The 25,434-nt window shown below is 64.1% G+C and carries 29 protein-coding genes; 18 read left to right on the top strand and 11 right to left on the bottom strand.

Annotation, left to right across the window (positions count from 1 at the left end):
• Positions 1 to 9 precede the first annotated feature (9 nt).
• From GGD61_RS22915 to GGD61_RS22880, 8 genes are all read right to left on the bottom strand, one after another.
• Complete coding sequence (locus GGD61_RS22915) at positions 10 to 1,479, bottom strand: CpaF family protein (protein ID WP_018318788.1); 1,470 nt, start codon at positions 1,477 to 1,479, stop codon at positions 10 to 12.
• 21 nt (positions 1,480 to 1,500) lie between these two features.
• Positions 1,501 to 2,769: an AAA family ATPase gene (locus GGD61_RS22910; RefSeq protein WP_018318787.1), complete on the bottom strand. Its 1,269-nt coding sequence runs from the start codon at positions 2,767 to 2,769 to the stop codon at positions 1,501 to 1,503.
• Positions 2,766 to 3,500 carry a CpaD family pilus assembly protein gene (locus tag GGD61_RS22905; protein WP_092254374.1) on the bottom strand — a complete coding sequence of 245 codons (735 nt, stop codon included), beginning with the start codon at positions 3,498 to 3,500 and terminating at the stop codon, positions 2,766 to 2,768. Before GGD61_RS22905 ends, GGD61_RS22910 begins: the two co-directional genes overlap by 4 nt.
• A gap of 20 nt (positions 3,501 to 3,520) precedes the next feature.
• Entirely contained in the window at positions 3,521 to 4,996 is a 1,476-nt protein-coding gene (locus GGD61_RS22900; protein ID WP_177237030.1) for a type II and III secretion system protein family protein, read from the bottom strand.
• A gap of 11 nt (positions 4,997 to 5,007) precedes the next feature.
• A complete protein-coding gene (gene cpaB, locus GGD61_RS22895; RefSeq protein WP_177237031.1) occupies positions 5,008 to 5,805 on the bottom strand; it encodes a Flp pilus assembly protein CpaB in 798 nt (265 codons plus the stop codon).
• 128 nt (positions 5,806 to 5,933) lie between these two features.
• Complete coding sequence (locus GGD61_RS22890; RefSeq protein WP_028142098.1) at positions 5,934 to 6,458, bottom strand: prepilin peptidase; 525 nt, start codon at positions 6,456 to 6,458, stop codon at positions 5,934 to 5,936.
• Between the two features lie 122 nt (positions 6,459 to 6,580).
• The gene (locus GGD61_RS22885) at positions 6,581 to 6,721 is read right to left on the bottom strand and encodes a hypothetical protein (protein WP_177237010.1); all 141 of its coding nucleotides are present in this window, start codon (positions 6,719 to 6,721) and stop codon (positions 6,581 to 6,583) included.
• A gap of 76 nt (positions 6,722 to 6,797) precedes the next feature.
• The gene (locus GGD61_RS22880; RefSeq protein WP_007599783.1) at positions 6,798 to 6,962 is read right to left on the bottom strand and encodes a Flp family type IVb pilin; all 165 of its coding nucleotides are present in this window, start codon (positions 6,960 to 6,962) and stop codon (positions 6,798 to 6,800) included.
• Between the two features lie 270 nt (positions 6,963 to 7,232).
• On the opposite strand from GGD61_RS22880, the gene GGD61_RS22875 reads away from it, so the two are divergent.
• The 4 genes from GGD61_RS22875 (at position 7,233) to GGD61_RS22860 (ending at position 10,159) form a co-directional block, all read left to right on the top strand.
• Positions 7,233 to 8,060 (top strand): sterol desaturase family protein, encoded by an 828-nt coding sequence (locus tag GGD61_RS22875; RefSeq protein WP_018318780.1) that lies wholly within the window; start codon positions 7,233 to 7,235, stop codon positions 8,058 to 8,060.
• 150 nt (positions 8,061 to 8,210) lie between these two features.
• Positions 8,211 to 8,711 (top strand): pilus assembly protein N-terminal domain-containing protein, encoded by a 501-nt coding sequence (locus GGD61_RS22870; protein WP_092254378.1) that lies wholly within the window; start codon positions 8,211 to 8,213, stop codon positions 8,709 to 8,711.
• Positions 8,712 to 8,939: 228 nt separating this feature from the next.
• Positions 8,940 to 9,521 carry a TadE/TadG family type IV pilus assembly protein gene (locus GGD61_RS22865; protein ID WP_018318778.1) on the top strand — a complete coding sequence of 194 codons (582 nt, stop codon included), beginning with the start codon at positions 8,940 to 8,942 and terminating at the stop codon, positions 9,519 to 9,521.
• 23 nt (positions 9,522 to 9,544) lie between these two features.
• Complete coding sequence (locus GGD61_RS22860) at positions 9,545 to 10,159, top strand: TadE/TadG family type IV pilus assembly protein (RefSeq protein WP_026202069.1); 615 nt, start codon at positions 9,545 to 9,547, stop codon at positions 10,157 to 10,159.
• Positions 10,160 to 10,259: 100 nt separating this feature from the next.
• Here the strand turns inward: GGD61_RS22860 and GGD61_RS22855 are convergent, their stop codons facing one another.
• The 3 genes from GGD61_RS22855 to GGD61_RS22845 form a co-directional block, all read right to left on the bottom strand.
• Positions 10,260 to 10,472 carry a cold-shock protein gene (locus tag GGD61_RS22855; RefSeq protein WP_018318776.1) on the bottom strand — a complete coding sequence of 71 codons (213 nt, stop codon included), beginning with the start codon at positions 10,470 to 10,472 and terminating at the stop codon, positions 10,260 to 10,262.
• A 258-nt stretch (positions 10,473 to 10,730) separates the two neighbouring features.
• Positions 10,731 to 11,018 (bottom strand): translation initiation factor IF-1, encoded by a 288-nt coding sequence (gene infA, locus GGD61_RS22850; RefSeq protein ID WP_008131890.1) that lies wholly within the window; start codon positions 11,016 to 11,018, stop codon positions 10,731 to 10,733.
• Positions 11,019 to 11,041: 23 nt separating this feature from the next.
• Positions 11,042 to 12,616, bottom strand: a complete 1,575-nt coding sequence (locus tag GGD61_RS22845) for a DEAD/DEAH box helicase (protein WP_092254382.1) — start codon at positions 12,614 to 12,616, stop codon at positions 11,042 to 11,044.
• A 505-nt stretch (positions 12,617 to 13,121) separates the two neighbouring features.
• On the opposite strand from GGD61_RS22845, the gene urtA reads away from it, so the two are divergent.
• The 14 genes from urtA (at position 13,122) to ureG (ending at position 25,202) form a co-directional block, all read left to right on the top strand.
• The gene (urtA, locus tag GGD61_RS22840) at positions 13,122 to 14,444 is read left to right on the top strand and encodes an urea ABC transporter substrate-binding protein (RefSeq protein WP_026202068.1); all 1,323 of its coding nucleotides are present in this window, start codon (positions 13,122 to 13,124) and stop codon (positions 14,442 to 14,444) included.
• A gap of 83 nt (positions 14,445 to 14,527) precedes the next feature.
• Positions 14,528 to 16,135, top strand: a complete 1,608-nt coding sequence (gene urtB / locus GGD61_RS22835) for an urea ABC transporter permease subunit UrtB (protein WP_183231190.1) — start codon at positions 14,528 to 14,530, stop codon at positions 16,133 to 16,135.
• Positions 16,132 to 17,292: an urea ABC transporter permease subunit UrtC gene (gene urtC / locus GGD61_RS22830; protein WP_183231189.1), complete on the top strand. Its 1,161-nt coding sequence runs from the start codon at positions 16,132 to 16,134 to the stop codon at positions 17,290 to 17,292. The genes urtB and urtC overlap by 4 nt, the downstream gene beginning before the upstream one ends.
• Positions 17,293 to 17,298: 6 nt before the next feature.
• Positions 17,299 to 18,060 carry an urea ABC transporter ATP-binding protein UrtD gene (gene urtD, locus GGD61_RS22825; RefSeq protein WP_018318771.1) on the top strand — a complete coding sequence of 254 codons (762 nt, stop codon included), beginning with the start codon at positions 17,299 to 17,301 and terminating at the stop codon, positions 18,058 to 18,060.
• A 3-nt stretch (positions 18,061 to 18,063) separates the two neighbouring features.
• Complete coding sequence (gene urtE / locus GGD61_RS22820; RefSeq protein ID WP_018318770.1) at positions 18,064 to 18,759, top strand: urea ABC transporter ATP-binding subunit UrtE; 696 nt, start codon at positions 18,064 to 18,066, stop codon at positions 18,757 to 18,759.
• A 32-nt stretch (positions 18,760 to 18,791) separates the two neighbouring features.
• The gene (locus GGD61_RS22815; protein WP_183231188.1) at positions 18,792 to 19,622 is read left to right on the top strand and encodes an urease accessory protein UreD; all 831 of its coding nucleotides are present in this window, start codon (positions 18,792 to 18,794) and stop codon (positions 19,620 to 19,622) included.
• A gap of 37 nt (positions 19,623 to 19,659) precedes the next feature.
• Positions 19,660 to 19,962, top strand: a complete 303-nt coding sequence (locus GGD61_RS22810; RefSeq protein WP_007605424.1) for an urease subunit gamma — start codon at positions 19,660 to 19,662, stop codon at positions 19,960 to 19,962.
• A gap of 111 nt (positions 19,963 to 20,073) precedes the next feature.
• Entirely contained in the window at positions 20,074 to 20,379 is a 306-nt protein-coding gene (locus tag GGD61_RS22805) for an urease subunit beta (RefSeq protein ID WP_026202067.1), read from the top strand.
• Between the two features lie 57 nt (positions 20,380 to 20,436).
• Complete coding sequence (locus GGD61_RS22800; protein WP_183231187.1) at positions 20,437 to 20,976, top strand: HD domain-containing protein; 540 nt, start codon at positions 20,437 to 20,439, stop codon at positions 20,974 to 20,976.
• Positions 20,977 to 21,010: 34 nt separating this feature from the next.
• Positions 21,011 to 22,726 (top strand): urease subunit alpha, encoded by a 1,716-nt coding sequence (gene ureC / locus GGD61_RS22795; RefSeq protein WP_183231186.1) that lies wholly within the window; start codon positions 21,011 to 21,013, stop codon positions 22,724 to 22,726.
• 128 nt (positions 22,727 to 22,854) lie between these two features.
• Complete coding sequence (locus GGD61_RS22790) at positions 22,855 to 23,154, top strand: putative quinol monooxygenase (protein WP_018318764.1); 300 nt, start codon at positions 22,855 to 22,857, stop codon at positions 23,152 to 23,154.
• A 14-nt stretch (positions 23,155 to 23,168) separates the two neighbouring features.
• On the top strand, positions 23,169 to 23,828 hold the full coding sequence (locus tag GGD61_RS22785; protein WP_092254392.1) for an urease accessory protein UreE: 660 nt from the start codon (positions 23,169 to 23,171) through the stop codon (positions 23,826 to 23,828).
• Positions 23,809 to 24,537: an urease accessory protein UreF gene (locus tag GGD61_RS22780; RefSeq protein ID WP_092254394.1), complete on the top strand. Its 729-nt coding sequence runs from the start codon at positions 23,809 to 23,811 to the stop codon at positions 24,535 to 24,537. Before GGD61_RS22785 ends, GGD61_RS22780 begins: the two co-directional genes overlap by 20 nt.
• Before the next feature lie 41 nt (positions 24,538 to 24,578).
• A complete protein-coding gene (gene ureG, locus GGD61_RS22775) occupies positions 24,579 to 25,202 on the top strand; it encodes an urease accessory protein UreG (RefSeq protein ID WP_018318761.1) in 624 nt (207 codons plus the stop codon).
• Positions 25,203 to 25,434 lie beyond the last annotated feature (232 nt).

Genomic DNA, 25,434 nt, shown 5'->3' with positions numbered 1-25,434 from the left:
CTGAACGGCTCACGTCTTCGGCGCGACTTCCGCCGCGTCCAGCGCAGCGGCAAGGCGCTTCTCGTCGCCGTAATAGCGGGCGCGTTCCCAGAATTTCGGACGGCCGATGCCGGTCGAGCGGTGCCGGCCGATGATCTTGCCGTTGGCGTCCTCGCCGACCATGTCGTAGAGGAAGATGTCCTGAGTGATGATGGTGTCGCCTTCCATGCCCATCACCTCGGTGATGTGGGTAATGCGGCGCGAGCCGTCGCGCAGGCGCGCAGCCTGGACGATCACGTCGATGGAGGCGCAGATCATCTCGCGGATGGTGCGTGAGGGAAGCGAGAAGCCTCCCATCGTGATCATGGATTCGCAGCGCGACAGGGCTTCGCGCGGGTTGTTGGCGTGCAGCGTGCCCATCGATCCGTCATGGCCGGTGTTCATGGCCTGGAGCAGGTCGAACGCCTCGGGTCCGCGAACCTCGCCGACGATGATGCGTTCCGGGCGCATACGCAGGCAGTTACGCACCAGCTCGCGCATGGTGATCTGGCCCTCGCCCTCGATGTTGGGCGGTCGGGTTTCCAGCCGCACCACGTGAGGCTGCTGGAGCTGGAGCTCGGCGGCGTCCTCGCAGGTGATGATGCGCTCGTCATGCTCGATATAGTTGGTCAGGCAGTTGAGCAGCGTGGTCTTGCCGGAGCCGGTGCCGCCGGAGATCAGCACGTTGCAGCGGACGCGACCGATGATCTGGAGGATTTCGGCGCCTTCCGGCGAGATCGCGCCGAACTTGACCAGCTGATCGAGCGTCAGCTTGTCCTTCTTGAATTTGCGGATGGTGAGCGTGGGGCCGTCGATCGACAGGGGCGGCACGATGGCGTTGACTCGGGAGCCGTCGGCGAGGCGCGCGTCGCAGATCGGCGAGGATTCGTCGACGCGCCGGCCGACCTGGCTGACGATGCGCTGGCAGATGTTGAGGAGCTGCTGGTTGTCGCGGAAGCGAATTCCCGTGCGCTGGATCTTGCCGGCGACTTCGATGTAGACGGTGTTGGCGCCGTTGACCATGATGTCGGCGATGTCGTCGCGCGACAGCAGCGGCTCGAGCGGACCGTATCCGAGAACGTCGTTGCAGATGTCGTCGAGCAGTTCCTCCTGCTCGGCGATCGACATCACGATGTTCTTGATCGCGATGATCTCGTTGACGATGTCGCGGATTTCCTCGCGCGCGGACTCCGAATCGAGCTTGGCGAGCTGAGCGAGGTCGATCGCCTCGATCAGCGCGCCGAAGATGGTCGCCTTGACCTCGTAATAATTGTCCGACCGCCGGCTCTCCATGGCCGGAGGCGGCGGCGCCTTGGCAGGCGCAAGCGGTGGCGAGGCGACAGCCGGCGGCGGCGGGGCGCGCGACACCGTCGGCGCCGGAGCCTGGGCAGGCTCGGGCGACACGGCGCCCGGCTTGGGCGCCCGAAGGTCGGTGTCTGTTCCGCTACGCTTACCGAACACTTAACAACTCCATGCGGCGGCTTATTTTCCCCGCAACTTGTCAATCAGGGGTGAAAGCAGGGACGACTTTTGTTTCTTGGTTTCGCTGCGGCCGGTCAGGCGCTGGGCGATCTGAAGAAACATCTCGATCGACTTGTGGTTGGCGGAGATCTCCGCGATCATCTGGCCGTTGTTGGCGGCCGAGCCGAAGATCTGCGGCTCGAACGGGATCGAGACGATCGGCTGGCTCTCGATCGCCTTGGCGAACTCCGCGGCGGCGATTTCGGGGCGCTTCGGCACGCCGACCTGGTTCAGGCAGTAGAGCGGTGGCCGGTCGTTGGGGCGCGCGGCCTTCAACAGATCGAACAGGTTCTTGGTATTGCGCAAATTGGCGAGGTCGGGCGCGGCCACGATCAGGATGTCGTCCGCCCCGATCAGGGCGCGCTTGGTCCAGCCCGACCATTGGTGCGGAATGTCGAGCACGATGCAGGGCATGGTGGAGCGCAGGGTATCGAACACGGCGTCGAAGGCGTCGGTGCCGAAATCATAGACCCGGTCGAGCGTCGCCGGCGCCGCCAGCAGGCTGAGATGGTCGGTGCATTTCGACAGAAGGCGGTCGATGAAGGCGGTGTCGACGCGATCGGGCGAGAACACGGCGTCGGCAATGCCCTGCGGCGGGTCCTGGTTGTAGTCCAGCCCGGCGGTGCCGAAGGCGAGGTCGAGATCGGCGACGACGGCGTCCATGGCGAGGTCGCGCGCGATCGCCCAGGCGACATTATGGGAGATGGTGGAAGCCCCGACGCCGCCCTTGGCGCCGACCACGGCGATGATGCGGCCGACCGCCTTGGCTTCCGGGGCGGAGAACAGGTTGCAGATCGAGCGCACGACGTCGATCGCGCCGACCGGCGCGAGCACGTAGTCGCTGACACCGCGGCGCACCAGCTCACGGTAGAGTGTGACGTCGTTGATGCGGCCGATCACGACCACGCGGGTGCCGGCGTCGCAGACGGTGGCGAGCTGGTCGAGCCCGCCCAGCAGGTCGTTGCGTCCGTCGCTTTCGAGCACGATGACGTTCGGCGTCGGGGCCGAGCGGTAGGCCTCGGTTGCAGCGGCCATGCCGCCCATCTGGATTTTCAGATGGGCCTTGCCGAGGCGGCGGTCTTCGCCGGCCGACTGGACCGCGGCGGCGGTTTCCACGGTCTCGCAGAAAGCTTGGACCGAGACGCGCGGCGCGGGCGCAATATGCTCCTCGACCGGCGGAGGAGCTGCGTCCGGCTGCTCTTCGTGTGTCTGGCGAGCGTAGCTGATCATTTGCCGGTGTCGCTGAGCTTGGCCTTGTCGGCCTCGGGATAGGTGGTCGCCGTCGTGAGACCCTTGCGATATTTCTCGAGAGCGGTGATGCGCCGTGCCGTGTAGGACGGAGTTTCAGGCCGCGGCTGCTCGAGGTCCGACGGATTGTCGACCATCGCTGCGAGGTTGCGCTGATAGGCGCAGCCGTAATTGTAATAGTCCTTGTTCTCGAACCATCTCTTGTTCTTGATCGAAGGGCCGACGTCCTCCGGCCACAGGCCGCAGGGACCCGCGACCGCGGCGATCTTGGAATAAGTGAGCCGGATCGGCGGCAGGAAGCGCCTGTCTTCCGGCTGGTAGGGGCGAACGTTGACGCCGCGCGGCGGAACGCCTGCTCCCGCCAGCATCGCCTGGATTTCACGCATCGTGTCCGCGACCGGACGCGCATTGGGCGTGCCGGACGGCACGTCGATACGGATGGCGCCCGTGCCTTCGTGCAACCATGCCGATGCGACACCCATCACGTCCGCGCGCTGGGCGGCGGTCAATCCGCCGCGGGCATGGCCGACGAAAACGACGATCGAACGATTTTGCTCTTCGATCGCGATCGGATGGCGCTGCTTGTAGTCGTCGGGAATGGAGGCCGTGACGACTTCGTCATGCTGGCACCCGCCGAGCGCGAGCGCCATGCCAACGAGCGCGCCACCGAGACGGATGGCGCGTTTGCGAAGCTGGGGTGGTCTTGTGATCATCGTGAAGTCCCCGTTCCGCCTCAGTCGGTGATGAAGCCGTAGGTGCCGCGGTAGTTCTTGGCCGGTTCGGTCCGGCCGGGCACGCCGTAAAGGCGGTTGATGTTGCCGAGCAACTGGGCCTGTGGATCCGCAGGCGGGGCGAAGCCGTCATCCGGCCGCGACAGGTCCTTTGGCGCCACCGCGCGAACGACATAAGGCGTCACGATCACGACCAGCTCGGTCGCGTTGTTGACGAAGTCGCGGCTGCGGAACAGCGTGCCGAGGACCGGGAGCTGCATCAGTCCCGGCAATCCGCTGATGGCCTGCTTGGTCTGCTGCTGGATCAGGCCGGCCATCGCCATCGCGCCGCCGGAGGGAATTTCCAGCGAGGTCTCGGCACGGCGGGTCCTGATCGAGGGCACCGTCACCGAGTTCACCGACGTCGAGGTCACGGCCTGCGACAGCGTGATCGCATTCTCGTTCGACAGCTCCGAGACCTCGGTCATCACCCGCAGGCTGATCTTGCCTTCGCTCAGCACCACGGGGGTGAAGTTGAGCGAGATGCCGAACTTCTTGAAGCTGATCTGGGTGGTACAGACATGCGTGGTGGGATCGCACGCATAGCCCGCCGGCACGGGGAATTCGCCGCCGGCGATGAACGTTGCCGATTCACCGGAGATCGCGGTCAGGTTCGGTTCGGCCAGCGTCCGGATCACGCCAGCGGTTTCCATCGCGCGCAGGGTGGCCTGCACCGACGGCGCCGCGCCGAACTTCGTGGTCAGATTGTTGCCGTCCACGAGGTTGTGGCCGAGAGCGGTGAACGGATTCGAGTTGGAGAAGCTCACCACCGACGTGCCGTAGTTGAGGTTCGCGGTCAGGTCGATGCCGAGCTGCTTGACGATGTTGCGCTGGACTTCGGCCACCGTCACCTTGAGCATGACCTGGTCACGGCCGCGGACCACGATCGAGTTCACGACCTTGTCGGCGCCGCCGGCCAGGCGCGCGGCGAGGTCATTGGCCTGCTGCGCTTCCATCGGGTTCGCCGCTGTGCCGGTCAGGACGATTCCGTCGCCGAGCCCGTCGATTTGGATGTCTGAATTCGGCAGGACCTGCTTCAGCGCCGCCCGCACGCCGTTGAGGTCGCGCTTGACCGCGATGTCATAGGCCGCGATCTGCTGGCCTGCAGAATCGAAGAACACGATGTTGGTCTGGCCGAGCGCGGCGCCGATGATGTAGGCGCGCTGCGCCGAGCGGACCACCGCATTGGCGATCTTGGGGTCAGCGACCAGCACGTCCTTGATGTCGCGCGGAAGGTCGATCACCACGGACTTGCCGATGCCGAGCGAAAGGAAGCGGGCGTTCATCTGACCGTCGGCGGCGACCGCCGCGCCGGGGCGATAGTCGGCGGCGACCACGGGGGTCAGCACCGGGTTGAATGCCAGCGCGAAGGCGGCCGAAAACGACAGGGCGCGGACCATGGAGGTTCGCATCGTCGCCAGATCTGCCCTGCATTTCATGTCGCCTGTCCTCATCGTGCTTTCGCCGTCGAGCTCGGGATGCCGTAGCGAATGATCGAGACGCCGTCGCGCTTCTGGGCGGATTCGTCGAGCGTGATCTCGCTCATCTTGACGTCGGCAATGCTGCGCAGCGCCAGCGAGAGCGTTCCGGCCTGACGAGCCGAGGAAAGCGCCTGGGTCTGTGCGGAAGTGAGTTCCAGGGTCACGGTCTTGCCGACCACGGTGTTCTGGCCGTCCTTTTCCTTCGGAGCCTGGTCGATGGCGAGGACGCGCACGTTGACCAGGATGATCTCGGACGTGACGACGTCCTGGCCCCCGGCGGTCTGGTCCGGGTTCTTGAGGCGGCGTGTCAGCAGGACATCGACGCGGTCATTGGGCAGGATGAAGCCGCCTGCGCCGGTCTCCGGCGAGATTTCGGTCGAGATGGCCCGCATGCCGCTGGGCAGGATGGCCGCCATGAATCCGGAGCCCTCGGCCTTGACCAGCTTCTGGTCGCGGATCGGCTCACCCTGAATGAAGGGGGCGCGCGCGATCGAACCGGTCACCTGGGTCACGCCCTCGGGACGCTCGTTGCGGCGAATGAAGGTGGCGCTGGCGGTCGCGGCCGGCCAGGTCTGCCATTGCAGATCTTCCGGCTTCACGGTCTGGCCGAGGCCGATGTCGTTCTTGGCCACGAGGACGTCGACGGTCGGAAGCTGCGCGACCGGGGCCGGAGGCGGCGCAGAATTGTCCGAGCCGCTCGCCAGGTACGCGGCGACACCGCCGGCGCAGATGGCGACCGCCAGGACGACAATGCGTGCCCTATTCATACGCTTCACTTTCCAACAAAACGCCGCGACGCTGCCGCCGCCGTAATCGGCAGTTGACCAGCTATTCGTCAAAGCATGGTTAATGAGGCGTATCTAAATCGCCTTAACGCCGGGTTTACCCGGTGCGTTCAGCGCAGCGCGAGGTGAGCGAGATCAATCGCCTTCACCCATTCGGTCTCCGGGTAGACCATCAGCGCACTCAGTGCGAGCGCGATGCCATAGGGGATACCGCTCTCCTTGGCATGCAGCCGGGCGAGCCAGGCCTGACCCGCCAGTCCGTAGGGCAGCGGCCATTGCCGGAACTGGAGCAGGAGCAGCGTCAGCGCTCCGCCGAACAGCGAGGCGTAGAGCAGGAAGTTCATCAGCTGTGCGAAGCCGAACCAGAGCGCGACGGAGGCTGCGACCTTGGCGTCGCCGCCGCCGACCCAGCCCATCGCAAAGCAGGTGAAGGCGATGACCAAAAGAAGCGCGCCGGCGCCGACATGACTGAGCATCTCGTAAGGTGCCATGCCACCGGCGAGGGCAAGCGCGAAGAAGCCGGCGACCAGCGCCAGCGACACTCGGTTCGAGATCGTCATCGTGAAGAGATCGCTCGCGGCAGCGAACGCCATCAGGGCCGGGAAGAGCAGAAGGCGCGCAAGGTCGAGGATCATGGGCTGCGTCTTGAGGCCTGGGTTTGCCGCGGGAACTGGCGTCGGGCGATGCTAGCCGGCAGTGCTAAACAAACCGACAACGGCAGCAAGGGCGCGCGAGGCTGAAGTCGCGGAAGGCGTCGTCACCAGAGGCTGGCAATGCGCGCGGCGAGCGCGGCCGTCGCAAGCAGCAGCGCAAGGCAGACCCAATAGATCGGCGAGCCGGCCTGTGCCGCCGCTGTCTCATCCGCCGCGATCGCGGCATCGGTTCTGTACTTACGCAACGCCACTGGAACTCGCCGTCTTCGGAAAAACAAAGGCCCCGGAGATCCGGGGCTTTTGCCGAGATTCGTCGGTTGCTTACTTCAGCGAGCTGCTGATCGAAGTGAACTTGGCGTTCAACGTGGTGCCGAGGTTGTTGACGACGGTGATGATGGCCAGCGCGATGCCGGCGGCGATCAGACCGTATTCGATCGCGGTGGCGCCGGATTCATCCTTCGCGAAACGTGCAATCAAGTTCTTCATGAACATAACTCCATCTGGGGTGGGGATCGCCTCGTTCGGCGCCGTCATTGACCCGATGACCATGAGAGCCGAGCTCTTTCGGTAGAGTTAATTCGATCGGGCAAACCCGCCTGCGGCGCGATGCTTTGGCCCAGAGTGAATTTCGTCTTAAGGCGGCGCCTGTAATTCGTTCCGGTTCCGGATTGTACCGTCGGCGCGGCGCCGGCTTCACGCTCCCTTAAATTTAGCGGCGTAGGCGTAACAGAGCTGGAATTCGCAAGAGAGGCGACGATGTCGAGCCTGCCCATGCAAGTCGCCCTGATGCTCGGCGAGACCATCGTCAAGGTGATCCCCATCACCTTCGCGCTCGCGGCGGTCTTCACCGTGCTCGAACATTTCTGGGCCTGCAATGCCGGCGCGCCGTGGTGGCGCAAGCGCGAGATCGTCACCGACATCTGCTACTGGTTCTTCGTTCCGGTGTTCGCCCGCACCATGCGGATCGGACTTCTGATCGTCGGCGCGAGCCTCGTCTTCAACATCCACGACGCCGATGAGCTCATCGCCTTCTATGACAATGGCCACGGCCCGCTGTCGTTAATGCCGCTCTGGGTCCAGGCCGGGTTGTTCCTGGTCCTGTCCGACTTCATGCTGTATTGGCTGCACCGGCTGTTCCACGGCGGCGGGTTCTGGAAGTACCACGCCATCCATCACTCCTCGGAGGAGATCAGCTGGATTTCGGCGGCCCGCTTCCATCCCGTCAATCTCGTGCTCGGCTCGATCGGCGTCGACGTCGTGCTGCTGATGGCCGGCATTTCCCCGAACGCGATGGTTTGGCTCTCCCCGTTCACGACCTTCCATTCGGCCTTCGTGCACGCCAACCTGAATTGGAGCTTCGGGCCGTTCAAATATTTGCTGGCGACGCCGGTGTTCCACCGCTGGCACCACACCTCGCTCGAGGAGGGCGGCGACACCAATTTTGCCGGCACGTTCCCGATCTGGGATGTTCTGTTCGGCACCTTCCGTATGCCCGAGGGTGAACTGCCTCAGGATTACGGCAAGGACGAAGCGACGATGCCGAAGGAGATCGCGGGCCAGTTCGCCTATCCGTTCCGCCGCTAGCCTCCAAGGCGGTAAAACGCCAGTCTGTTCAAACAATAGTCGGCGAGTTTGCGGAACGTTCACGAATTAAGGGCAGGTTAGCCGGGTCGGGCACTGGCTTCGTTGTATCGAGTCGCTTCCGCTGGTTTGTGACGTCCCGGGGGTAAGAGTATGCGTAAGGAATTGCTGCGCCGTCGTGCGCGCGTCTGTCTTCTGGTTGCGGCCGCGGTGCTGGCATCGCCGGCCGCCGGCCTTGCCGAGCCCACCGCCGACACCATTGCCGTCAATGTCGACCAGGCCAAGCTGGTGCGGCTGCCTGGCAAGGTGGCGACCATCGTGGTCGGCAATCCCCTGATCGCCGACGTCACGCTCCAGCCCGGCGGCATGATCGTCGTGACCGGCAAGGGCTATGGTGCCACCAATTTCATCGCACTCGACCGGGCCGGCGAGATTCTGGTCGATCGCCAGATCCAGGTCGAAGGTCCGAGCGACCGGCTCGTCACCGTCTATCGCGGAATCGAGCGCGAGTCCTACAGCTGCGTGCCGCTTTGCCAGCGTCGCGTGACGCTCGGCGACAGCGACACCTACTTCAACAACACGATGAGCCAGGCCGGCTCGCTGAGCGCCAGCGCCAGCGGTGGTGGTGGCGGCGGTCCGCCCAAGTCCAACTAGCAGCACCGATCGGCGGGTTTGCCCGGGCAGGAGCCCCCCAGACCGCTTTGCAAATGCGAAGCAGAGGTCTCGGCGCGCGCCGTGCTTTCCGCGAGCTTGGGATCGCGGCTGGTTAACGCGTTCTTAATGGCGCGGTCCGCGGGCTGCGGATCGCCTGAAACACTTAAACAATCAGTTTCCGCTATTGAACGGGACAGTTGATCGCCCGTTGCTGGGGAATTTGACGCGATGCCATCGCCTGCACCTTCGAGATTCACACTCCGGAAAGCGCTGGGCCGGTTTTGCGGCAACCGCCGCGGTTCCGCGGCCGTCGAGTTCGCCCTGGTCGCACCGATGTTCTTCGCGCTGCTGTTCGCCATCATCGAAACGGCGCTCATGTTCCTCGCGAGCCAGGTGCTCGAGACCATCACGCAAAATTCCGCGCGCGCGATTCTGACCGGCCAGGCGCAAGCGCAGGGCGGGTCGGTGGCGGCCTGTCAGACCACGCCCGGCGTGGTCATGGCGTGCGACCAGACGACGTTCAAGGCCTATGTGTGCACGCAGATCCCGGCGCTGTTTGATTGCAGCAAGCTCTACGTCGACGTCGTGAGCACCAGCTCCTTCGGGTCGCTAAGCCTGACGAACTACGGCGATTCCTGCAATTTCAACCCGACCGGCATGCAGTACAGTGCCGGGACCTCCGGCCAGGTGGTCGTGGTGCGGCTGTTCTATCAATGGCCGCTCATCGTCACCGGACTCGGTTACAATATCGGGTGCAGCAACAAACGGCTGATGGTGGCGACCACGGCCTTCAAGAACGAACCCTTCTGAGACAGATGGATCCGAGCGGACCGATGCAGGCGATTGCGAATATCTGGCGGAATGCATGTAGTTCCGTGCGCGACTTCGTCGCCGACAAGCGCGCGCTCGCGGCGACCGAATTCGCGGTCATCGTCCCGCTGATGCTGGTGATGTTCTTCGGCACCGTCGAATTCTCGTCGGCCGTGGCGATCGATCGCAAGGTTACATTGATCGCGCGGGCGCTGTCCGATTTGACGTCGCAGTCGACGACGCTCGCCGATGCCGACATGAAGGATACGTTCACGGCGAGCATCTCGGTCATCATGCCCTACGACGCCAGTCTGGTGAAGGGCACGGTCTCCCAGATCTATATCGATGCCAACAGCATTGCTACGGTCCAGTGGAGCAAGGCCGGCACCATTGCGAGCGGCGCGACGCAAGCGACGCTGGCGACCTCGGCTCGCAAGGCCGGCGACAAGGTCACCACCATGATTCCCTCGACGCTGTTGATTCCGTCGACCTACCTCATCCTCAGCGAGGCGAGCTACACTTACACGCCGTCCGTAGGCTACGTGTTGAAGTCGAGCCTACCCTTGAGCGATCTGTCCTACACGCGGCCGCGCCAGGTCACCTGCGTTCCCTACAACGGCGTGCCGTCGACGTGCTGATATCCGCGAGCAGGCGCTAAAATGAAAAAGGCCGTGCGTTGCGCACGGCCTTCTTGCTTTCTTTGGCTTGCGCGAGCCGATCGGCCCAACGCCCGGACGCTCAGCCTTCGGAGCGGAGGTTGTCCGCTGCCGACTTGCCGGAACGACGGTCGGCCACGATCTCGTAGGAGATCTTCTGACCTTCGCGCAGCGTGCCGAGGCCCGCGCGCTCCACAGCGCTGATGTGGACGAACACGTCCTGGCCGCCGTCGTCGGGCTGAATGAAGCCGAAGCCTTTGGTCGCGTTAAACCACTTCACGGTTCCCATGCTCACGGGGGTAGTCCCTTCTCAGATAACACAATGTGAGAGCCCGCTTGCGCAGGCCGGTTAGATCGAATTTTTGGAAGGGTCGTCAGCGTGTCTGAACCGGCTGTACCGGTGGATGCTAATGTCGTCCGGCCGAAAATCGATAAATTCATTTTATCGGAATTGGGGTCTCAAAACAATCCGGACATGCACGATTTTTTGATCCGCCGCGATGGCCGCGGCGGATCCACATAAAGTCAGAATCTTACTTCCGCGCTCAGGCGCCTAGCGACGGCGGAACTGGCCGCCGCGCTGGCCCGGGCGAGGCGGTCCGCCCACGCCGCTGGGACGCTCGTCCTTGTGGCGGAAAATCAGCCGGCCCTTCTCGAGGTCATAGGGCGACATCTCCACCGTCACGCGGTCGCCTGCCAGCGTCTTGATGCGGTTCTTCTTCATCTTGCCGGCGGTATAGGCGACGATCTCGTGTCCGGCGTCGAGCTGCACGCGGTAGCGTGCGTCGGGGAGGATTTCGGTGACCAGTCCTTCGAACTGGATCAGCTCTTCCTTAGCCATGAATTTCTCCAGGTCGTGGACGGCTAGTGCGAATAGGGTTTGCGGTTCGGTTGGCCGTTCGGCCGACTCTCACGGCGCAAAAAGGCAACGCCTTGTATCCCATCAGGTGCCCCGGCGCTATGCGCGGAACGCTGTTCTGGACGACTGCCTGCAGAAGAATGCGTCTTCCCGCCAGAGCGTGGACGACGAGACCCCTTTGAGGCCTTCGGGCCATTGCCGGGCCGCCCGTCAGCATGTCGCGCTTCGCCGCCATGTCGGCCTTCACCGGGGCGTCCATCGCCGTGCTTGCCGGCGCTATGGTGGCGTCCGTCGGAATGTCGTTCGTCGCTACGACGCCCGTCACCGTGGCGTCCCTCGCCATGCCTTGCACCTTGCGGACGCTGGCCCGGGCGGCCTCCGCGACCCTGTCGTTGCTGCGGCGCGGGAGGACCCGCATCGCGGCGGCCGGCGTCGGTGCGGAGATCTTCGCGCGGCAGTGCCACCTTGATCAGCCGTTCGATGTCGCGGAGATAGCTGAGTTCCTCGCCGCCTGCGACCAGCGAGATCGCGGTGCCGTCGGCGCCGGCACGCGCGGTGCGGCCGATGCGGTGGACGTAGGTTTCCGGCACGTTGGGAAGGTCGAAATTGATGACGTGGCTGATGCCGTCGACGTCGATGCCGCGGGCGGCGATGTCGGTGGCGACCAGGGTGCGGATCTCGCCCGAGCGGAACTGGGCCAGCGTCCGTTCGCGATGGTTCTGCGACTTGTTGCCGTGGATGGCGCTGGCGGGGATGCCGGCCTTCTCGAGCGACTTCACCACCTTGTCCGCGCCGTGCTTGGTGCGGGTGAAGACCAGGGCGCGGTTGACCGGCTCGTCCTTCAGAAGCTTGGTCAGGAAGGCGGGCTTGGCGGAGAAATCGACCTGGACGATGCGTTGATTGATGCGCTCGGCGGTCGAGGAGACCGGGGTCACCGCGACGCGGGCGGGGTCCCGCAGCATCGCGTTCGCCAGCTCGGCAATGTCCTTGGGCATGGTGGCCGAGAAGAACAGCGTCTGCCGCTTGATCGGCAGCTTGGCGACGATTTTGCGGATGTCGTTGATGAAGCCCATATCGAGCATGCGGTCGGCTTCATCGAGCACGAGGAATTCGACGCTCGAGAGCTTCAGCCCGTTGCTCTGGACGAGGTCGAGCAGGCGGCCGGGGGTGGCGACCAGCACTTCGACGCCCTGCATCAGCGAGCGGACCTGGCGGCCCATCGGAACGCCGCCGATGGCGAGCGTCGAGGACAGGCGGATGTGGCGGCCATAGGCGTTGAAGCTGTCGAGGATCTGGCCGGACAGCTCGCGGGTCGGCGACAACACCAGGACGCGGGTCGTCTTGGGCTGCGGCTTGATACGGTGCTCGAGCAGGCGGTGCAGGATCGGCAGCGCGAAGGACGCGGTCTTACCGGTACCGGTCTGGGCGATACCGACGACGTCGCGGCCGGTCAGCGCCGTGGGGATGGTCTGGGCCTGGATGGGGGTGGGGGTGACGTAGTTCTCTTCTTGAAGAGCGCGCGCGATGGGTTCGGCGAGGCCGAAGTCCTGAAACGAAGTCAAAAGAGGGGTTCTTTCCATGTCAAAAGCGCAACGCCCGGCGCATTCAGCGCGGCGCACGCAAAAGGGTGTCGAGAAGACACCTGCGTGTTTGGGGTGTCGGATGGCTTGGGAGATATGGGGCAAGCCAGAGGCCCGTAAGGGCTTAAGAACACGCGGCTCGCGACGACCGCTTGATTCGCAAGAGGTCTCAGCCGCTCATATGGAACATCGAGGGGGCGCTTTCAAGGCAGCTCGTCCAAAAAGGCTGTTTGCGGTGCAGAAATAGTTATGCCGGAAATTTAGCCAGAAAGGGCATTTTGCTCAGAAAATGATCAGCCTGCCGCTTTGGCATACATTTGGATTGCTCAAGTTTTGGGCTGGTTCGAGGTCGGGACACTTTGATTTCGGCAAATTTTATCAGCAAAACCAAATGGTTGGTGGGTGCTCAGTCCATGGCATGGTTCTTGCGAATCCGTTAATCGCAGGCGGCCGTGGGGCCGTTTCGCAGCGTTTTTCACGTCTGCGTCAGGGAGATGAGACACTCATGTTTAGCAAATCCACTCACGATATAGCAGCGTCATTTAGCCGCCGCGGTGTGCTCGCCGCGACCGCCGGACTGGTGCTCGGTCTGGCTTCATTGACTGGCGCCAAGGCTGCGGATGACACCATCAAGGTCGGCGTGCTGCACTCCCTTTCCGGCACCATGGCCATCAGCGAAACCACGCTGAAGGACACCATCCTTTTCCTGATCGACGAGCAGAACAAGAAGGGCGGCGTTCTCGGCAAGAAGCTCGAGGCCGTCGTCGTCGACCCCGCGTCGAACTGGCCGCTGTTCGCCGAAAAGGCGCGCGAGCTGATCACCAAGGACAAGGTCTCGGTCGTGTTTGGCTGCTGGACCTCGGTGTCGCGCAAGTCGGTGCTGCCCGTATTCAAGGAGCTGAACAACATCCTGTTCTACCCCGTGCAGTACGAAGGTGAGGAGAGCGAGCGCAACGTGTTCTACACGGGTGCGGCGCCGAACCAGCAGGCAATCCCCGCCGTCGACTACCTGATGAAGGACGAGAAGGTGAAGCGCTGGGTGCTTGCGGGCACCGACTACGTTTATCCACGTACCACCAACAAGATCCTGGAAGCCTATCTGAAGTCGAAGGGTGTCGCCCAGGAAGACATCATGATCAACTACACGCCGTTCGGTCACTCCGACTGGCAGACGATCGTGGCCGACATCAAGAAGTTCGGCTCGGCCGGCAAGAAGACCGCCGTGGTCTCGACGATCAATGGTGACGCCAACGTTCCCTTCTACAAGGAGCTCGGCAACCAGGGCATCAAGGCGAAGGACATCCCGGTCGTCGCGTTCTCGGTGGGCGAAGAAGAGCTCGCCGGCATCGACACCAAGCCGCTGGTCGGCCATCTCGCGGCCTGGAACTACTTCCAGTCGATCAAGTCGCCGGAGAACGAGAAGTTCATCAAGGCGTGGCAGGCCTACACCAAGAATCCGAAGCGCGTGACCAACGATCCGATGGAAGCGCACGTGATCGGCTTCGACATGTGGGTCAAGGCGGTCGAGAAGGTGAAGTCGACCGATCCGGACAAGGTGATCGACGCTCTCCCGGGCATCGAAGCCAAGAACCTGACCGGCGGCGTGTCGAAGATGCTGCCGAACCACCACATCACCAAGCCGGTGTTCATCGGTGAGATCAAGGGCAACGGCCAGTTCGACGTGGTCTGGAAGACCCCGGGTCTCGTCGCGGGCGATGCCTGGTCGAAGGAGCTCGACGGCTCCAAGGACCTCGTCGGCGACTGGGTCGGCAAGAAGTGCGGCAACTTCAACACCAAGACCAACAAGTGTCTCGGTTCGGGCTCCTGATCCGGATCTGACACGCCATACACGCCCGGAGAAGGCGGCGATCCCGCCGCCTTCTCCACTCATTTCTGCCGGGGTCATTCACAGTGCCAGCCCATTTGTCCGCGCGCCTCTGCTCGCTTGCGCTCTCGTTGTGCCTGATCGCGTTCGCGTTGCCGGCCTTCGCCGGTCCGTTCGAGGATGCGGTCGCCAAATTCGCCAACGATGATTATTCCGATACGGACGAGGCGATCGGCGTGGTCGCAAGCAGCGGCAATCCGCTGGCTTTCCCCATCATCAGTGCGCTTCAGGACGGCCGCCTGATGGCCGACCCTGACAGCAAGAAGGTTTACGTCACCGGTACCGATGGTAAGTCGATCGACGCCGCGACCGGCCATGCGGTGGCGAGCGTTCCCGACAGCGCGAGCGCAGTCCGCCTCAACAACCGCCTGCGCCGCAGCGTCGATGCAGCTCTCGGCAGCCTGACGCTCCAGTCGCCGGACGTCGGAACACGGCTGCAGGCCGCGCAATCCGTCTTCAAGTCGCATGAGGAGACCGCGCTCGAGCCGGTCGATGCCGCGCTCGCCAAGGAAACCAACAGGTCCGTCAAGGCTGCGCTCGGCGACGCCCGCGCGGCCATCCTGCTGTTCAAGTCGGACGCCAGCGAGGTCGAGAAGCTGGAGGCGGTGGCCACCCTCAAGGGGCGCGGCGATCAGGAGGCGCTGGCCCTGCTCACAGGCATGGGCGACCAGCCGGCGTCGGTGACCAAGGCCGCGGCGAGCGCGATCGGCTCGATCCAGAATTCGCTCGCGATCTGGTCCATGGTGCAGAATGCCTGGTACGGCCTCTCGCTCGGCTCGGTGCTGCTGCTCGCCGCGATCGGGCTCGCCATCACCTTTGGCGTGATGGGCGTGATCAACATGGCGCATGGCGAGATGGTGATGATCGGGGCCTACACCACCTTCGTGGTGCAGGAGGTGATCCGCACCCGCTATCCCGGCCTGTTCGATTATTCGCTGCTGATCGCGGTGCCGCTGGCCTTTGTCGTCGCCGGCGCGATCGGCGTGCTGATCGAGCGCAGCATCATCCGTTTCCTCTACGGGCGTCCGCTGGAGACGCTGCTCGCGACCTGGGGTCTGTCGCTGGTGCTGCAGCAGGCGGTGCGCACCATGTTCGGTCCGACCAACCGCGAGGTCGGCAATCCCTCCTGGATGAGCGGCGCTTTCGAACTCGGCCAGATCACCATCACCTATAACCGGCTCTGGATTCTCGTGTTCACGCTGGCCGTGTTCGCGATCCTGCTCGCGATGCTGCGCTACACCGCGCTCGGCCTCGAGATGCGCGCGGTGACGCAGAACCGCCGCATGGCGGCCTCGATGGGCATCGCCACCTCGCGCGTCGACGCGCTGACCTTCGGGCTCGGCTCCGGCATTGCCGGCATCGCCGGCGTGGCGCTGTCGCAGATCGACAATGTCAGCCCCAATCTCGGCCAGAGCTACATCATCGACAGCTTCATGGTCGTGGTGTTCGGCGGCGTCGGCAATCTCTGGGGCACGCTGGTCGGCGCCTTCACGCTCGGCATCGCCAACAAGTTCCTGGAGCCGGTCGCCGGCGCCGTGCTCGGCAAGATCGCCATCCTGGTTCTCATCATCCTGTTCATTCAAAAGCGCCCGCGCGGACTGTTCGCGCTCAAGGGCCGAGCGGTGGAAGCATGACCCCTCACATGCTGACGCGATCGCTGGACCGCGGCGCGACGATCTTCCTTGCCGTCGTCGCAGCCTGCGGCATCCTGATCCCGCTCTCCAACCTGCTGCTGCCCGCGGGCTCGTTCCTGCAGGTGCCGACCTATCTCGTCGCGCTCTGGGGCAAATATGTCTGCTACGCGATCCTGGCGCTCGCGATTGATCTGATCTGGGGCTATTGCGGCATCCTCTCGCTCGGCCACGGCGCGTTCTTTGCGCTCGGTGGCTATGCGATGGGGATGTACCTGATGCGGCAGATCGGCGCCCGCGGCGTCTACGGCAATCCGATCCTGCCCGACTTCATGGTGTTCCTGAACTGGCAGAAGCTGCCCTGGTACTGGTACGGCTTCGACATGTTCTGGTTCGCAGCGCTGACGGTGCTGGTCGTGCCCGGCCTGCTCGCCTTCTGCTTCGGCTGGCTTGCCTTCCGCTCCCGCGTCACCGGCGTGTATCTGTCGATCATCACACAGGCGATGACCTATGCGCTGCTGCTCGCCTTCTTCCGCAACGACTTCGGCTTCGGCGGCAATAACGGCCTGACCGACTTCAAGGACATCCTGGGCTTCAACGTCCAGGCGGAAGGCACCCGCGCGGCTTTGTTCGCGCTGAGCTGTCTGGCGCTGATCGCAGGCTTCCTGATCTGCCGCGCCATCGTCTCCTCCAAGCTCGGCAAGGTGTTGATCGCGGTGCGTGATGCGGAATCGCGCACGCGCTTCCTCGGCTACCGCGTCGAATCCTACAAGCTGTTCGTGTTTACGGTCTCGGCCTGCATGGCCGGGGTCGCCGGCGCGCTCTACGTGCCGCAGGTCGGCATCATCAATCCAAGCGAATTCGCGCCCGGCAATTCGATCGAGGCAGTGATCTGGGTGGCGGTCGGCGGCCGCGGCACGCTGGTCGGCGCCGCGCTCGGTGCCGTCGTCGTCAACTACGCCAAGACGTTTTTCACCTCGGGCATGCTCGCGCCGTACTGGCTGTTCATGCTGGGTGCGCTGTTCATCCTGGTGACGTTGCTGCTGCCCAAGGGCATTGTCGGCACCTTCAACGCCTGGTGGGACTCGTCGAAAGATAAGCGCAACGCCGCGAGCGCTGCGGCCGAAGACGGCGTCACCGAACCCAAGATGGCGGAGTAGGCGCAAATGAACGTCATGGACAACCGCGCAACCTCCGCAATGCTCTATCTCGACGGCGTGCACGTCTCGTTCGACGGCTTCCACGCCATCAACAATCTGTCGCTGACGCTCGAGCCCGGCGAGATGCGCGCCATCATCGGCCCGAACGGCGCCGGCAAGACCACGATGATGGATATCATCACCGGCAAGACCAAGCCCGACGAGGGTACGGTTCTGTTCGACGGCGTCACGGATCTGACGCGGCTCGACGAGACCCGCATCGCCGAGCTCGGCATCGGTCGCAAATTCCAGAAACCGACCGTGTTCGAGAGCCAGACGGTGCAGGACAACCTCCTGCTCGCGCTCAATGTCGACCACAGCGTCAAGGGCACGCTGTTCTGGCGCGGCAGCAAGGCCGAGTCCGAGCGCATCGACAAGGTGCTGGAGACGATCCGTCTCACCGAGGCCCGTAACCGCCTGGCCGGCAGCCTCAGCCACGGCCAGAAGCAGTGGTTGGAGATCGGCATGCTGCTGGCGCAGGACCCGAAACTGCTCCTCGTCGATGAGCCCGTCGCGGGGATGACCGACGTCGAGACGCATCTGACCGCCGAGCTGTTGAAGGAGATCAACAAGACCCACACCGTGATGGTGGTCGAGCACGACATGACCTTCGTGCGCGAGCTCGGCGTCAAGGTCACCTGTCTGCACGAAGGCACCGTGCTCGCCGAAGGAACCATCGACCAGGTTTCATCCAACGAGCGGGTCATCGAAGTCTATCTGGGACGCTGAGCGATGCTTGAAGTCAAGGATATCAATCTGTTCTACGGCGCGGCGCAGGCGCTGCGCGGCGTCTCGATCTCGGCCGAGCCGGGCAAGGTGACCTGCGTGCTCGGGCGCAACGGCGTCGGCAAGACCTCGCTCTTGCGCGCCATGGTCGGGCAATATCCGATCTCGTCGGGCGCGATCGTGCTCGACGGCAGCGACATCACCGGCCTCAAGCCCTATGAGCGGGCGCGCAAGGGCATCGGCTTCGTGCCGCAGGGCCGCGAGATCTTCCCGCTGCTGACGGTCGAGGAAAACCTCAAGACCGGCTTCGGTCCGCTCAAGCGCGAGGACAAGCACATTCCCGACGACGTGTTCTCGCTCTTCCCCGTGCTGCAATCCATGCTCGGCCGGCGCGGCGGCGATCTCTCTGGTGGCCAGCAGCAACAGCTCGCGATCGGTCGCGCGCTGGTGATGCGACCGAAATTGCTGCTGCTCGACGAGCCGACCGAGGGTATCCAGCCCTCGATCATCAAGGACATCGGACGCGCCATCTCCTATTTGCGCAACCTCGGCAACATCGCCATCGTGCTGGTCGAACAATACCTCGACTTTGCCTGCGAACTCGGCGACAGTTTTGCCGTGATGGACCGCGGCGCGGTGAAATTCACCTGCGATCGCGCCAATTTGGACGCGAGCGAGATCAGCCGCCAGATGGCGCTGTAAGCCGTTCTGCCGCGACCGGCTGGGGGAGGCTGATGCGCAGCGACGTTTCGGTCACGTCAGGAGTTTTCGAGGCAAACCGTGCCCGCGGCGCGGTGCGCTTCGACGTCCATGCGCGTGACGGCGTGACGCGGCGCGGCGTCTTGCATGAATCCGGCTCGCTGCGCGTGCGCTTTCCCTCACCTGAAGGCGAGGGGCTCTCCGGCGTGTTCGTCAACACTGCCGGCGGCGTCGCCGGCGGGGACAGTTTTGAGATCGACATCGCGGCGGGCCAGGGCTCGCGCCTGACGCTGACGACCGCGGCCGCCGAAAAGGTCTATCGCGCGCCCGGAGCGGCGGCGCGGCTCAATATTTCCTTGAAGGCCGACGCGGATGCGCATCTGTCCTGGCTGCCCCAGGAGACCATCCTGTTCAATCGCGCCCGGGTCCACCGCCGCTTCGACATCGAGCTTGATGAGGCCGCCTCGCTGCTGCTCTGCGAGATCGTTGTGTTCGGCCGCACCGCCATGGGCGAGCGGATGGAGCGGGGCGAGTTCGTCGACCGCTGGCGGCTGCGGCGTGGCGGCAGGCTGGTGTTTGCCGAGACCATCAGGCTCGACGGCAATATCGGCGCAAAACTTGGGCGATCAGCCGTCGCCAAAGGCGGTGCCGCGATCGGCACGGCGCTGATCGTGCCCGGTGACGAGGCTCTGGTCGAGCGCATTCGCGAGGCCTCGGACTCATTCTCCGGCGAGGTCGGAATCTCGGCGTGGAATGGCTTTGCAATGGCCCGGTTCTGTGCCCAAGATGCGGCGCGCTTGCGAGCCGACATGATGGCCGTGCTGGCGCGCACTGGAACGGCCCTGCCGCGACTCTGGCTGAACTGACCGGCTGAATTGACGTGTTGAACGGAAGAGATTCTTCATGAACCTGTCTCCCCGCGAAAAGGACAAGCTTCTGATCTCGATGGCGGCGATCGTGGCCCGCCGTCGGCTGGACCGCGGCGTCAAGCTCAACCATCCCGAGGCGATCGCCATCATCTCCGATTTCATCCTCGAAGGCGCACGCGACGGCCGCACCGTCGCCGAGCTGATGCAATCCGGCGCGCAGGTACTCACCCGCGACCAGGTGATGCCGGGCATTCCCGAGATGATCCACGACATCCAGGTCGAGGCGACGTTTCCGGACGGCACCAAGCTCGTCACCGTGCACGAGCCGATCAGGTAATTCGAATTCGTCATTCCGGGGCGCCCGCAGGGCGAACCCGGAATCCAGAGATTGTTGATCGAGATCCCGGCCTTCTCGCTGCGCGAGCCCCGGAACGACGAGGAGGATAGAATGATCCCCGGCGAACTCTTCATCCAGGACGGCGAGATCGAGCTCAATGCCGGCCGCAAGACCGTGACGCTGACGGTCGCCAACACCGGCGACCGTCCGATCCAGGTCGGCTCGCACTACCATTTCTTCGAGACCAACCCCGCGCTGAAATTCGACCGCAAGAAGGCCCGCGGCATGCGCCTCGACATCGCCGCCGGCACTGCCGTCCGCTTCGAACCCGGCCAGACCCGCGACGTGCAGCTCGTCGCGATGGCGGGGAAGAAGACGATCTACGGCTTCCGCGGCGATGTCATGGGGAAGCTGTGATCTCCACAGGAACGAGCGCGGCGCGGCACGGTTGAGGCGGAAACGGAGGTATTTCCCATGCTCTCACCCATCCGCCTCATCTCTGAAGCCGCCGAGCTCGCCGCGCGCCGCCATAACGGCATGGTGCGCAAGGGACGCGACAATGAGCCCTACATCAATCATCTCGCCGAGGTCGCGAACCTGCTCGCGACCGCGACTGACGGCGCCGATGCCGAGCTGGTCGCGGCCGGCTGGCTGCATGATTCGATCGAGGATACCGACACCACGCGCGAGGAGCTGGCGCAGCGACTTTCCGAGGGCGTTGCCTCGCTGGTCGCGGAGTGTACAGATGACATGAGCCTGCCGAAGGCCGAGCGGCGGCAGAAGCAAATCGAGGACGCTCCGCACAAATCGCCGGGCGCCAAGCTGATCAAGATCGCCGACAAGATCAGCAACATCGGCGCGCGCATTCATACGGATCCGACCACCGAAGAGCGTGACGACCTCGCCGACTACAGCGATTGGGCCGCGCAGGTGGTGGCCGGCTGCCGCGGCGGCAATGCGTGGCTCGATACGAAATTCGATGATGCCGTGAAAGCAGCGAAGGCCTTGCTGTGAGTCACCAAACAATCAAACGCAAACGGGGCTTGTGATGTCCGTCAAGATGAAACGTTCCGTCTATGCCGACATGTTCGGCCCGACCACCGGCGACAGGGTGCGGCTGGCCGACACCGACCTCATCATCGAGGTCGAGAAGGATTTCACCACCTACGGCGAGGAGGTGAAGTTCGGCGGTGGCAAGGTGATCCGTGACGGCATGGGGCAGTCGCAGGTCACCAACAAGCAGGGCGCGGCCGACACCGTCATCACCAATGCGCTGATCGTCGATCACTGGGGCATCGTCAAGGCCGACGTCGCGATCAAGGACGGCATGATTTCGGCGATCGGCAAGGCCGGCAATCCCGACATCCAGCCGGGCGTCACCATCATCATCGGTCCCGGCACCGACGTGGTCGCCGGCGAAGGAAAAATCCTCACCGCCGGCGGCTTCGACAGTCACATCCATTTCATCTGCCCGCAGCAGATCGAGCACGCGCTGATGTCTGGCGTCACCTCGATGCTGGGCGGTGGCACCGGCCCGTCGCACGGCACCTTCGCGACCACCTGTACGCCGGGACCGTGGCACATGGGGCGGATGATCCAGTCGTTCGATGCCTTCCCGGTCAATCTCGGCATCTCCGGCAAGGGCAACGCCTCGCGGCCCGCCGCCCTGGTCGAGATGATCAAGGCCGGCGCCTGCGCGCTGAAGCTGCACGAGGACTGGGGCACGACGCCGGCCGCGATCGACAACTGCCTCTCGGTCGCCGATGCTCACGACATCCAGGTGATGATCCACACCGACACGCTGAACGAATCCGGCTTCGTCGAGGATACGATCAAGGCCTTCAAGGGCCGCACCATCCATGCCTTCCACACCGAGGGCGCCGGCGGTGGTCACGCCCCAGATATCATCAAGGTCGCAGGGCTCAAGAACGTGCTGCCGTCCTCGACCAACCCGACCCGGCCCTTCACGCGCAACACCATCGACGAGCATCTGGACATGCTGATGGTGTGCCACCACCTCGATCCCTCGATCGCGGAGGATCTGGCATTCGCCGAGAGTCGTATCCGCAAGGAGACCATCGCTGCGGAAGACATTTTGCATGATCTCGGCGCGCTCTCGATGATGTCGTCGGACTCGCAGGCGATGGGCCGGCTCGGCGAGGTCATCATCCGGACCTGGCAGACCGCGGACAAGATGAAGAAGCAGCGCGGGTCACTGCCGCAGGACAAGGGCAAGGACAACGACAATTTCCGCGTCAAGCGCTACATCGCCAAATACACCATCAATCCCGCGATCGCGCACGGCGTGTCGAAGCTGATCGGCTCGGTCGAGAAGGGCAAGCTCGCCGATCTCGTGCTGTGGTCGCCGGCCTTCTTCGGCGTCAAGCCGGATTGCATCGTCAAGGGCGGCACCATCGTCGCAGCTCCGATGGGCGATCCCAACGCCTCGATCCCGACGCCGCAGCCGGTGCATTACCAGCCGATGTTCGGCGCCTTCGGCAAGGCGCGCACGGCATCGTCCGTGGTGTTCACCTCGAAGGCCGCGATCACCGGCGGTCTCGCGCGAAAGCTCGGCATCGAGAAGAAGCTCTATGCGGTCCAGAATACCCGCGGCAAGATCTCGAAGAAGAGCATGATCCACAACGACGCCACGCCCAATATCGAGGTCGATCCGGAGACCTATGAGGTCCGCGCCGACGGCGAATTGCTCACTTGCGCACCCGCCGAGGTGCTGCCGATGGCGCAGCGATATTTCATGTACTGAAATAGCGCCTCGACGCATGTCCCCGGCAAGCGTCCGGGGGCGGCTTTTACGGTTTTGCGTTCGATCCCGCCTGGTCTAATGTCCCGCCCGGTATCGTAACCCAGAAGAAAAGCCGGGGAGGATTTCTCGTGATCTATGTCGTTGCCACCTTGACCATCAAGCCCGAGACGCGCGCCGAATTCATTGCAGCCGCCACCGCCTGCATCAAGGAGACGCGGAAGGAGCCCGGCAATATCGCCTATGATCTGCATGAAAGCGTCACCGATCCTGCCAAGATGGTGTTCGTCGAGCAGTGGGAGAACGCCGAGGCGCTGGTGCCGCATCGTGGCATGGAGCACATGAAGACGTTCGGCCGGGTGGCGGTCAAGTGCTTCACGGCACCGCCGAAGATCGAGGTGATCACGCCCGAGAAGGTCGAGACAAGGTAACGGGGTAAAAGCGCATGATCCGGGCGACGCAGGTCAGGGGACAGCACCGCTTCACGGAAGCGCCGGCGGATACGGTGGTGCTCGATTTCGACGATCGGCACCGTCGCCGCATGGCGATGACGGGAACGCGGGGGCTCGAATTCCTGCTCGACCTGGAACAGGCGGTCGCACTGCGCGGCGGCGATGCGCTGGTGCTGGAGGACGGCCGGCTCGTCGAAGTGATCGCGGCGCCCGAGCCGCTGCTGGAAATCCGCGGCCGCGATCCGCATCACCTCATCCGCGTCGGCTGGCACCTCGGCAACCGTCATCTGCCGACGCAGATCATGGCCAAGGCCCTGCGCATTCGCCGCGATCACGTCATCGAGGCGATGGTGAAGGGCCTCGGCGCGCGCGTGATCGAGATCGAGGCACCGTTTGATCCCGAAGGCGGCGCCTATGCGGATGCCGGCCACGCGCATGGCCACGACGATCATGCGCATCATGATCACGGGCGTCATCATGACCATGGTCACGATCACCATGATCATCAGGGCCATGATCATCACGCTCATGACCACCAACACCATGATCATGCCGCGCATGATCATGGGCACGATCATCACCATCACCACGACGAGCATTGCGACCATCCCGACCATCACCACGGCCACAAGCATGCTCATGACCACAAATGAGCCGGTCAGCGCCGGCGGCCTCGCCGAGGGCGAGGCGGCGGCGCTGTACCGGCTGATGACCTGGCTGTCGCCGGCATTCCCGGTCGGCGGCTTCTCCTATTCCAGCGGCATCGAATGGGCGGTCGAGGCGGGCGACATCGTCGATACGGCCACGCTGGCCGACTGGCTCGACGCAATGCTCGGCGACGGCTCCGGCTTTTGCGACGCGACGTTTCTGGTGCATGCCTATCGTGCTGCTGAGAAGGGCGAAGATGCGACCTTGCGCGATATCGCCGAGCTCGCCGCGGCCATGGTGCCGTCGCGCGAGCGGCAATTGGAGACGAGCTCGCAGGGCCGCGCCTTCATCGACATTGCCCGCGCCGCGTGGGATGCCGATGGGCTGGATGCCATGGTTGCGGCATGCCGCGCGCCACCGGTTTATCCGGTCGCGGTCGGTGTGGTTGCCGCAATGCACGGCGTGCCGCTGGCGCCGACGCTGCACGCCTTCCTGCATGCTGTCGTCTCGAACTGGATTTCCGCGGCCAGCCGCCTCATTCCGCTCGGCCAGACCGACAGCCAGCGCGTGCTGGTGAGGCTGGAAGCCGCGGTGGCCTCGACTGCGAATCGTGCGCTGAGTGCGACATTGGACGATCTCGGCAGCGCGACCTTCCGCGCCGACCTCGCCAGCCTGCGGCACGAGACACAATATACACGGCTGTTCCGCTCGTGAGAGCGGCGCAGCCCTCAACCCATCGAGAGCGAGCGAATTACATGTCGAAATCTCACGGCCCCTTGCGTGTCGGCGTCGGCGGTCCGGTCGGATCGGGCAAGACCGCGCTGATGGACCTGCTCTGCAAGACCATGCGCGAGCGCTATGACATCGCCGCGATCACCAACGACATCTACACCAAATGGGATGCCGAGTTTCTGGTGCGTTCGGGCTCGCTGACGCCGGACCGCATTGCCGGCGTCGAGACCGGCGGCTGCCCGCACACCGCGATCCGCGAGGATGCCTCGATGAATCTCGCCGCGGTGGCGGACATGCGCGCCAAGTTTCCGGGGCTCGATCTCGTGCTGATCGAGTCCGGCGGCGACAATCTCGCTGCCACTTTTTCCCCGGAGCTGGCCGACCTGACCATCTACGTCATCGACGTGGCTGCCGGCGACAAGATCCCGTCCAAGGGCGGCCCCGGCATTACCCGGTCCGACCTGCTGGTCATCAACAAGATCGACCTCGCCCCCCATGTCGGCGCCTCCCTGGAGAAGATGGACACCGACGCCAGGCGCATGCGCGGCGAGCGTCCCTTCGTCATGACCAATCTGAAGAAGAGCGAGGGCCTTGACCGCATTGTCGGCTTCATCGAGGCCAAAGGCGGCCTGAAACGGACGGGCTGACAGCGCGACGACTTGGCGCATGCTTTTTTCGCCGTTAACCTTGGGGCCGGGCCGCAGCCACGGAACAAATTTCGGACACGGCGATTAATTACCTCCGGTGCCCGGTCAATTCATCCCGGCCAGACCATCGGCCGGGCGGATTAAGCTTTCCAGGCGACCCAAGTTGCGTACCGATGCCTCCTCCTTCATTATCTCTGCCACCGGGGTTCACCCTGTTTCGGCACATGGCCGT

The sequence above is a fragment of the Bradyrhizobium sp. SBR1B genome (assembly GCF_014198205.1).
GTDB lineage: Bacteria > Pseudomonadota > Alphaproteobacteria > Rhizobiales > Xanthobacteraceae > Bradyrhizobium.
This window is presented reverse-complemented; position numbering and strand designations above follow the sequence as displayed.

Bases quoted from the DNA above. Each gene is read 5' to 3' on its own strand.
- GGD61_RS22905 (WP_092254374.1), bottom strand. From the start codon at position 3,500: ATGATCACAAGACCACCCCAGCTTCGCAAACGCGCCATCCGTCTCGGT.
- urtC (WP_183231189.1), top strand. From the start codon at position 16,132: ATGACCCCTCACATGCTGACGCGATCGCTGGACCGCGGCGCGACGATC.
- GGD61_RS22870 (WP_092254378.1), top strand. From the start codon at position 8,211: ATGCGTAAGGAATTGCTGCGCCGTCGTGCGCGCGTCTGTCTTCTGGTT.
- GGD61_RS22875 (WP_018318780.1), top strand. From the start codon at position 7,233: ATGTCGAGCCTGCCCATGCAAGTCGCCCTGATGCTCGGCGAGACCATC.
- infA (WP_008131890.1), bottom strand. From the start codon at position 11,018: ATGGCTAAGGAAGAGCTGATCCAGTTCGAAGGACTGGTCACCGAAATC.
- GGD61_RS22900 (WP_177237030.1), bottom strand. From the start codon at position 4,996: ATGAAATGCAGGGCAGATCTGGCGACGATGCGAACCTCCATGGTCCGC.
- GGD61_RS22910 (WP_018318787.1), bottom strand. From the start codon at position 2,769: ATGATCAGCTACGCTCGCCAGACACACGAAGAGCAGCCGGACGCAGCT.
- GGD61_RS22810 (WP_007605424.1), top strand. From the start codon at position 19,660: ATGAACCTGTCTCCCCGCGAAAAGGACAAGCTTCTGATCTCGATGGCG.
- urtD (WP_018318771.1), top strand. From the start codon at position 17,299: ATGAACGTCATGGACAACCGCGCAACCTCCGCAATGCTCTATCTCGAC.
- GGD61_RS22785 (WP_092254392.1), top strand. From the start codon at position 23,169: ATGATCCGGGCGACGCAGGTCAGGGGACAGCACCGCTTCACGGAAGCG.
- GGD61_RS22860 (WP_026202069.1), top strand. From the start codon at position 9,545: ATGCAGGCGATTGCGAATATCTGGCGGAATGCATGTAGTTCCGTGCGC.
- GGD61_RS22845 (WP_092254382.1), bottom strand. From the start codon at position 12,616: ATGGAAAGAACCCCTCTTTTGACTTCGTTTCAGGACTTCGGCCTCGCC.
- ureC (WP_183231186.1), top strand. From the start codon at position 21,011: ATGTCCGTCAAGATGAAACGTTCCGTCTATGCCGACATGTTCGGCCCG.
- GGD61_RS22780 (WP_092254394.1), top strand. From the start codon at position 23,809: ATGCTCATGACCACAAATGAGCCGGTCAGCGCCGGCGGCCTCGCCGAG.
- cpaB (WP_177237031.1), bottom strand. From the start codon at position 5,805: ATGAATAGGGCACGCATTGTCGTCCTGGCGGTCGCCATCTGCGCCGGC.
- GGD61_RS22800 (WP_183231187.1), top strand. From the start codon at position 20,437: ATGCTCTCACCCATCCGCCTCATCTCTGAAGCCGCCGAGCTCGCCGCG.
- GGD61_RS22890 (WP_028142098.1), bottom strand. From the start codon at position 6,458: ATGATCCTCGACCTTGCGCGCCTTCTGCTCTTCCCGGCCCTGATGGCG.
- ureG (WP_018318761.1), top strand. From the start codon at position 24,579: ATGTCGAAATCTCACGGCCCCTTGCGTGTCGGCGTCGGCGGTCCGGTC.
- urtA (WP_026202068.1), top strand. From the start codon at position 13,122: ATGTTTAGCAAATCCACTCACGATATAGCAGCGTCATTTAGCCGCCGC.
- GGD61_RS22865 (WP_018318778.1), top strand. From the start codon at position 8,940: ATGCCATCGCCTGCACCTTCGAGATTCACACTCCGGAAAGCGCTGGGC.
- GGD61_RS22805 (WP_026202067.1), top strand. From the start codon at position 20,074: ATGATCCCCGGCGAACTCTTCATCCAGGACGGCGAGATCGAGCTCAAT.
- GGD61_RS22815 (WP_183231188.1), top strand. From the start codon at position 18,792: ATGCGCAGCGACGTTTCGGTCACGTCAGGAGTTTTCGAGGCAAACCGT.
- urtE (WP_018318770.1), top strand. From the start codon at position 18,064: ATGCTTGAAGTCAAGGATATCAATCTGTTCTACGGCGCGGCGCAGGCG.
- GGD61_RS22880 (WP_007599783.1), bottom strand. From the start codon at position 6,962: ATGAAGAACTTGATTGCACGTTTCGCGAAGGATGAATCCGGCGCCACC.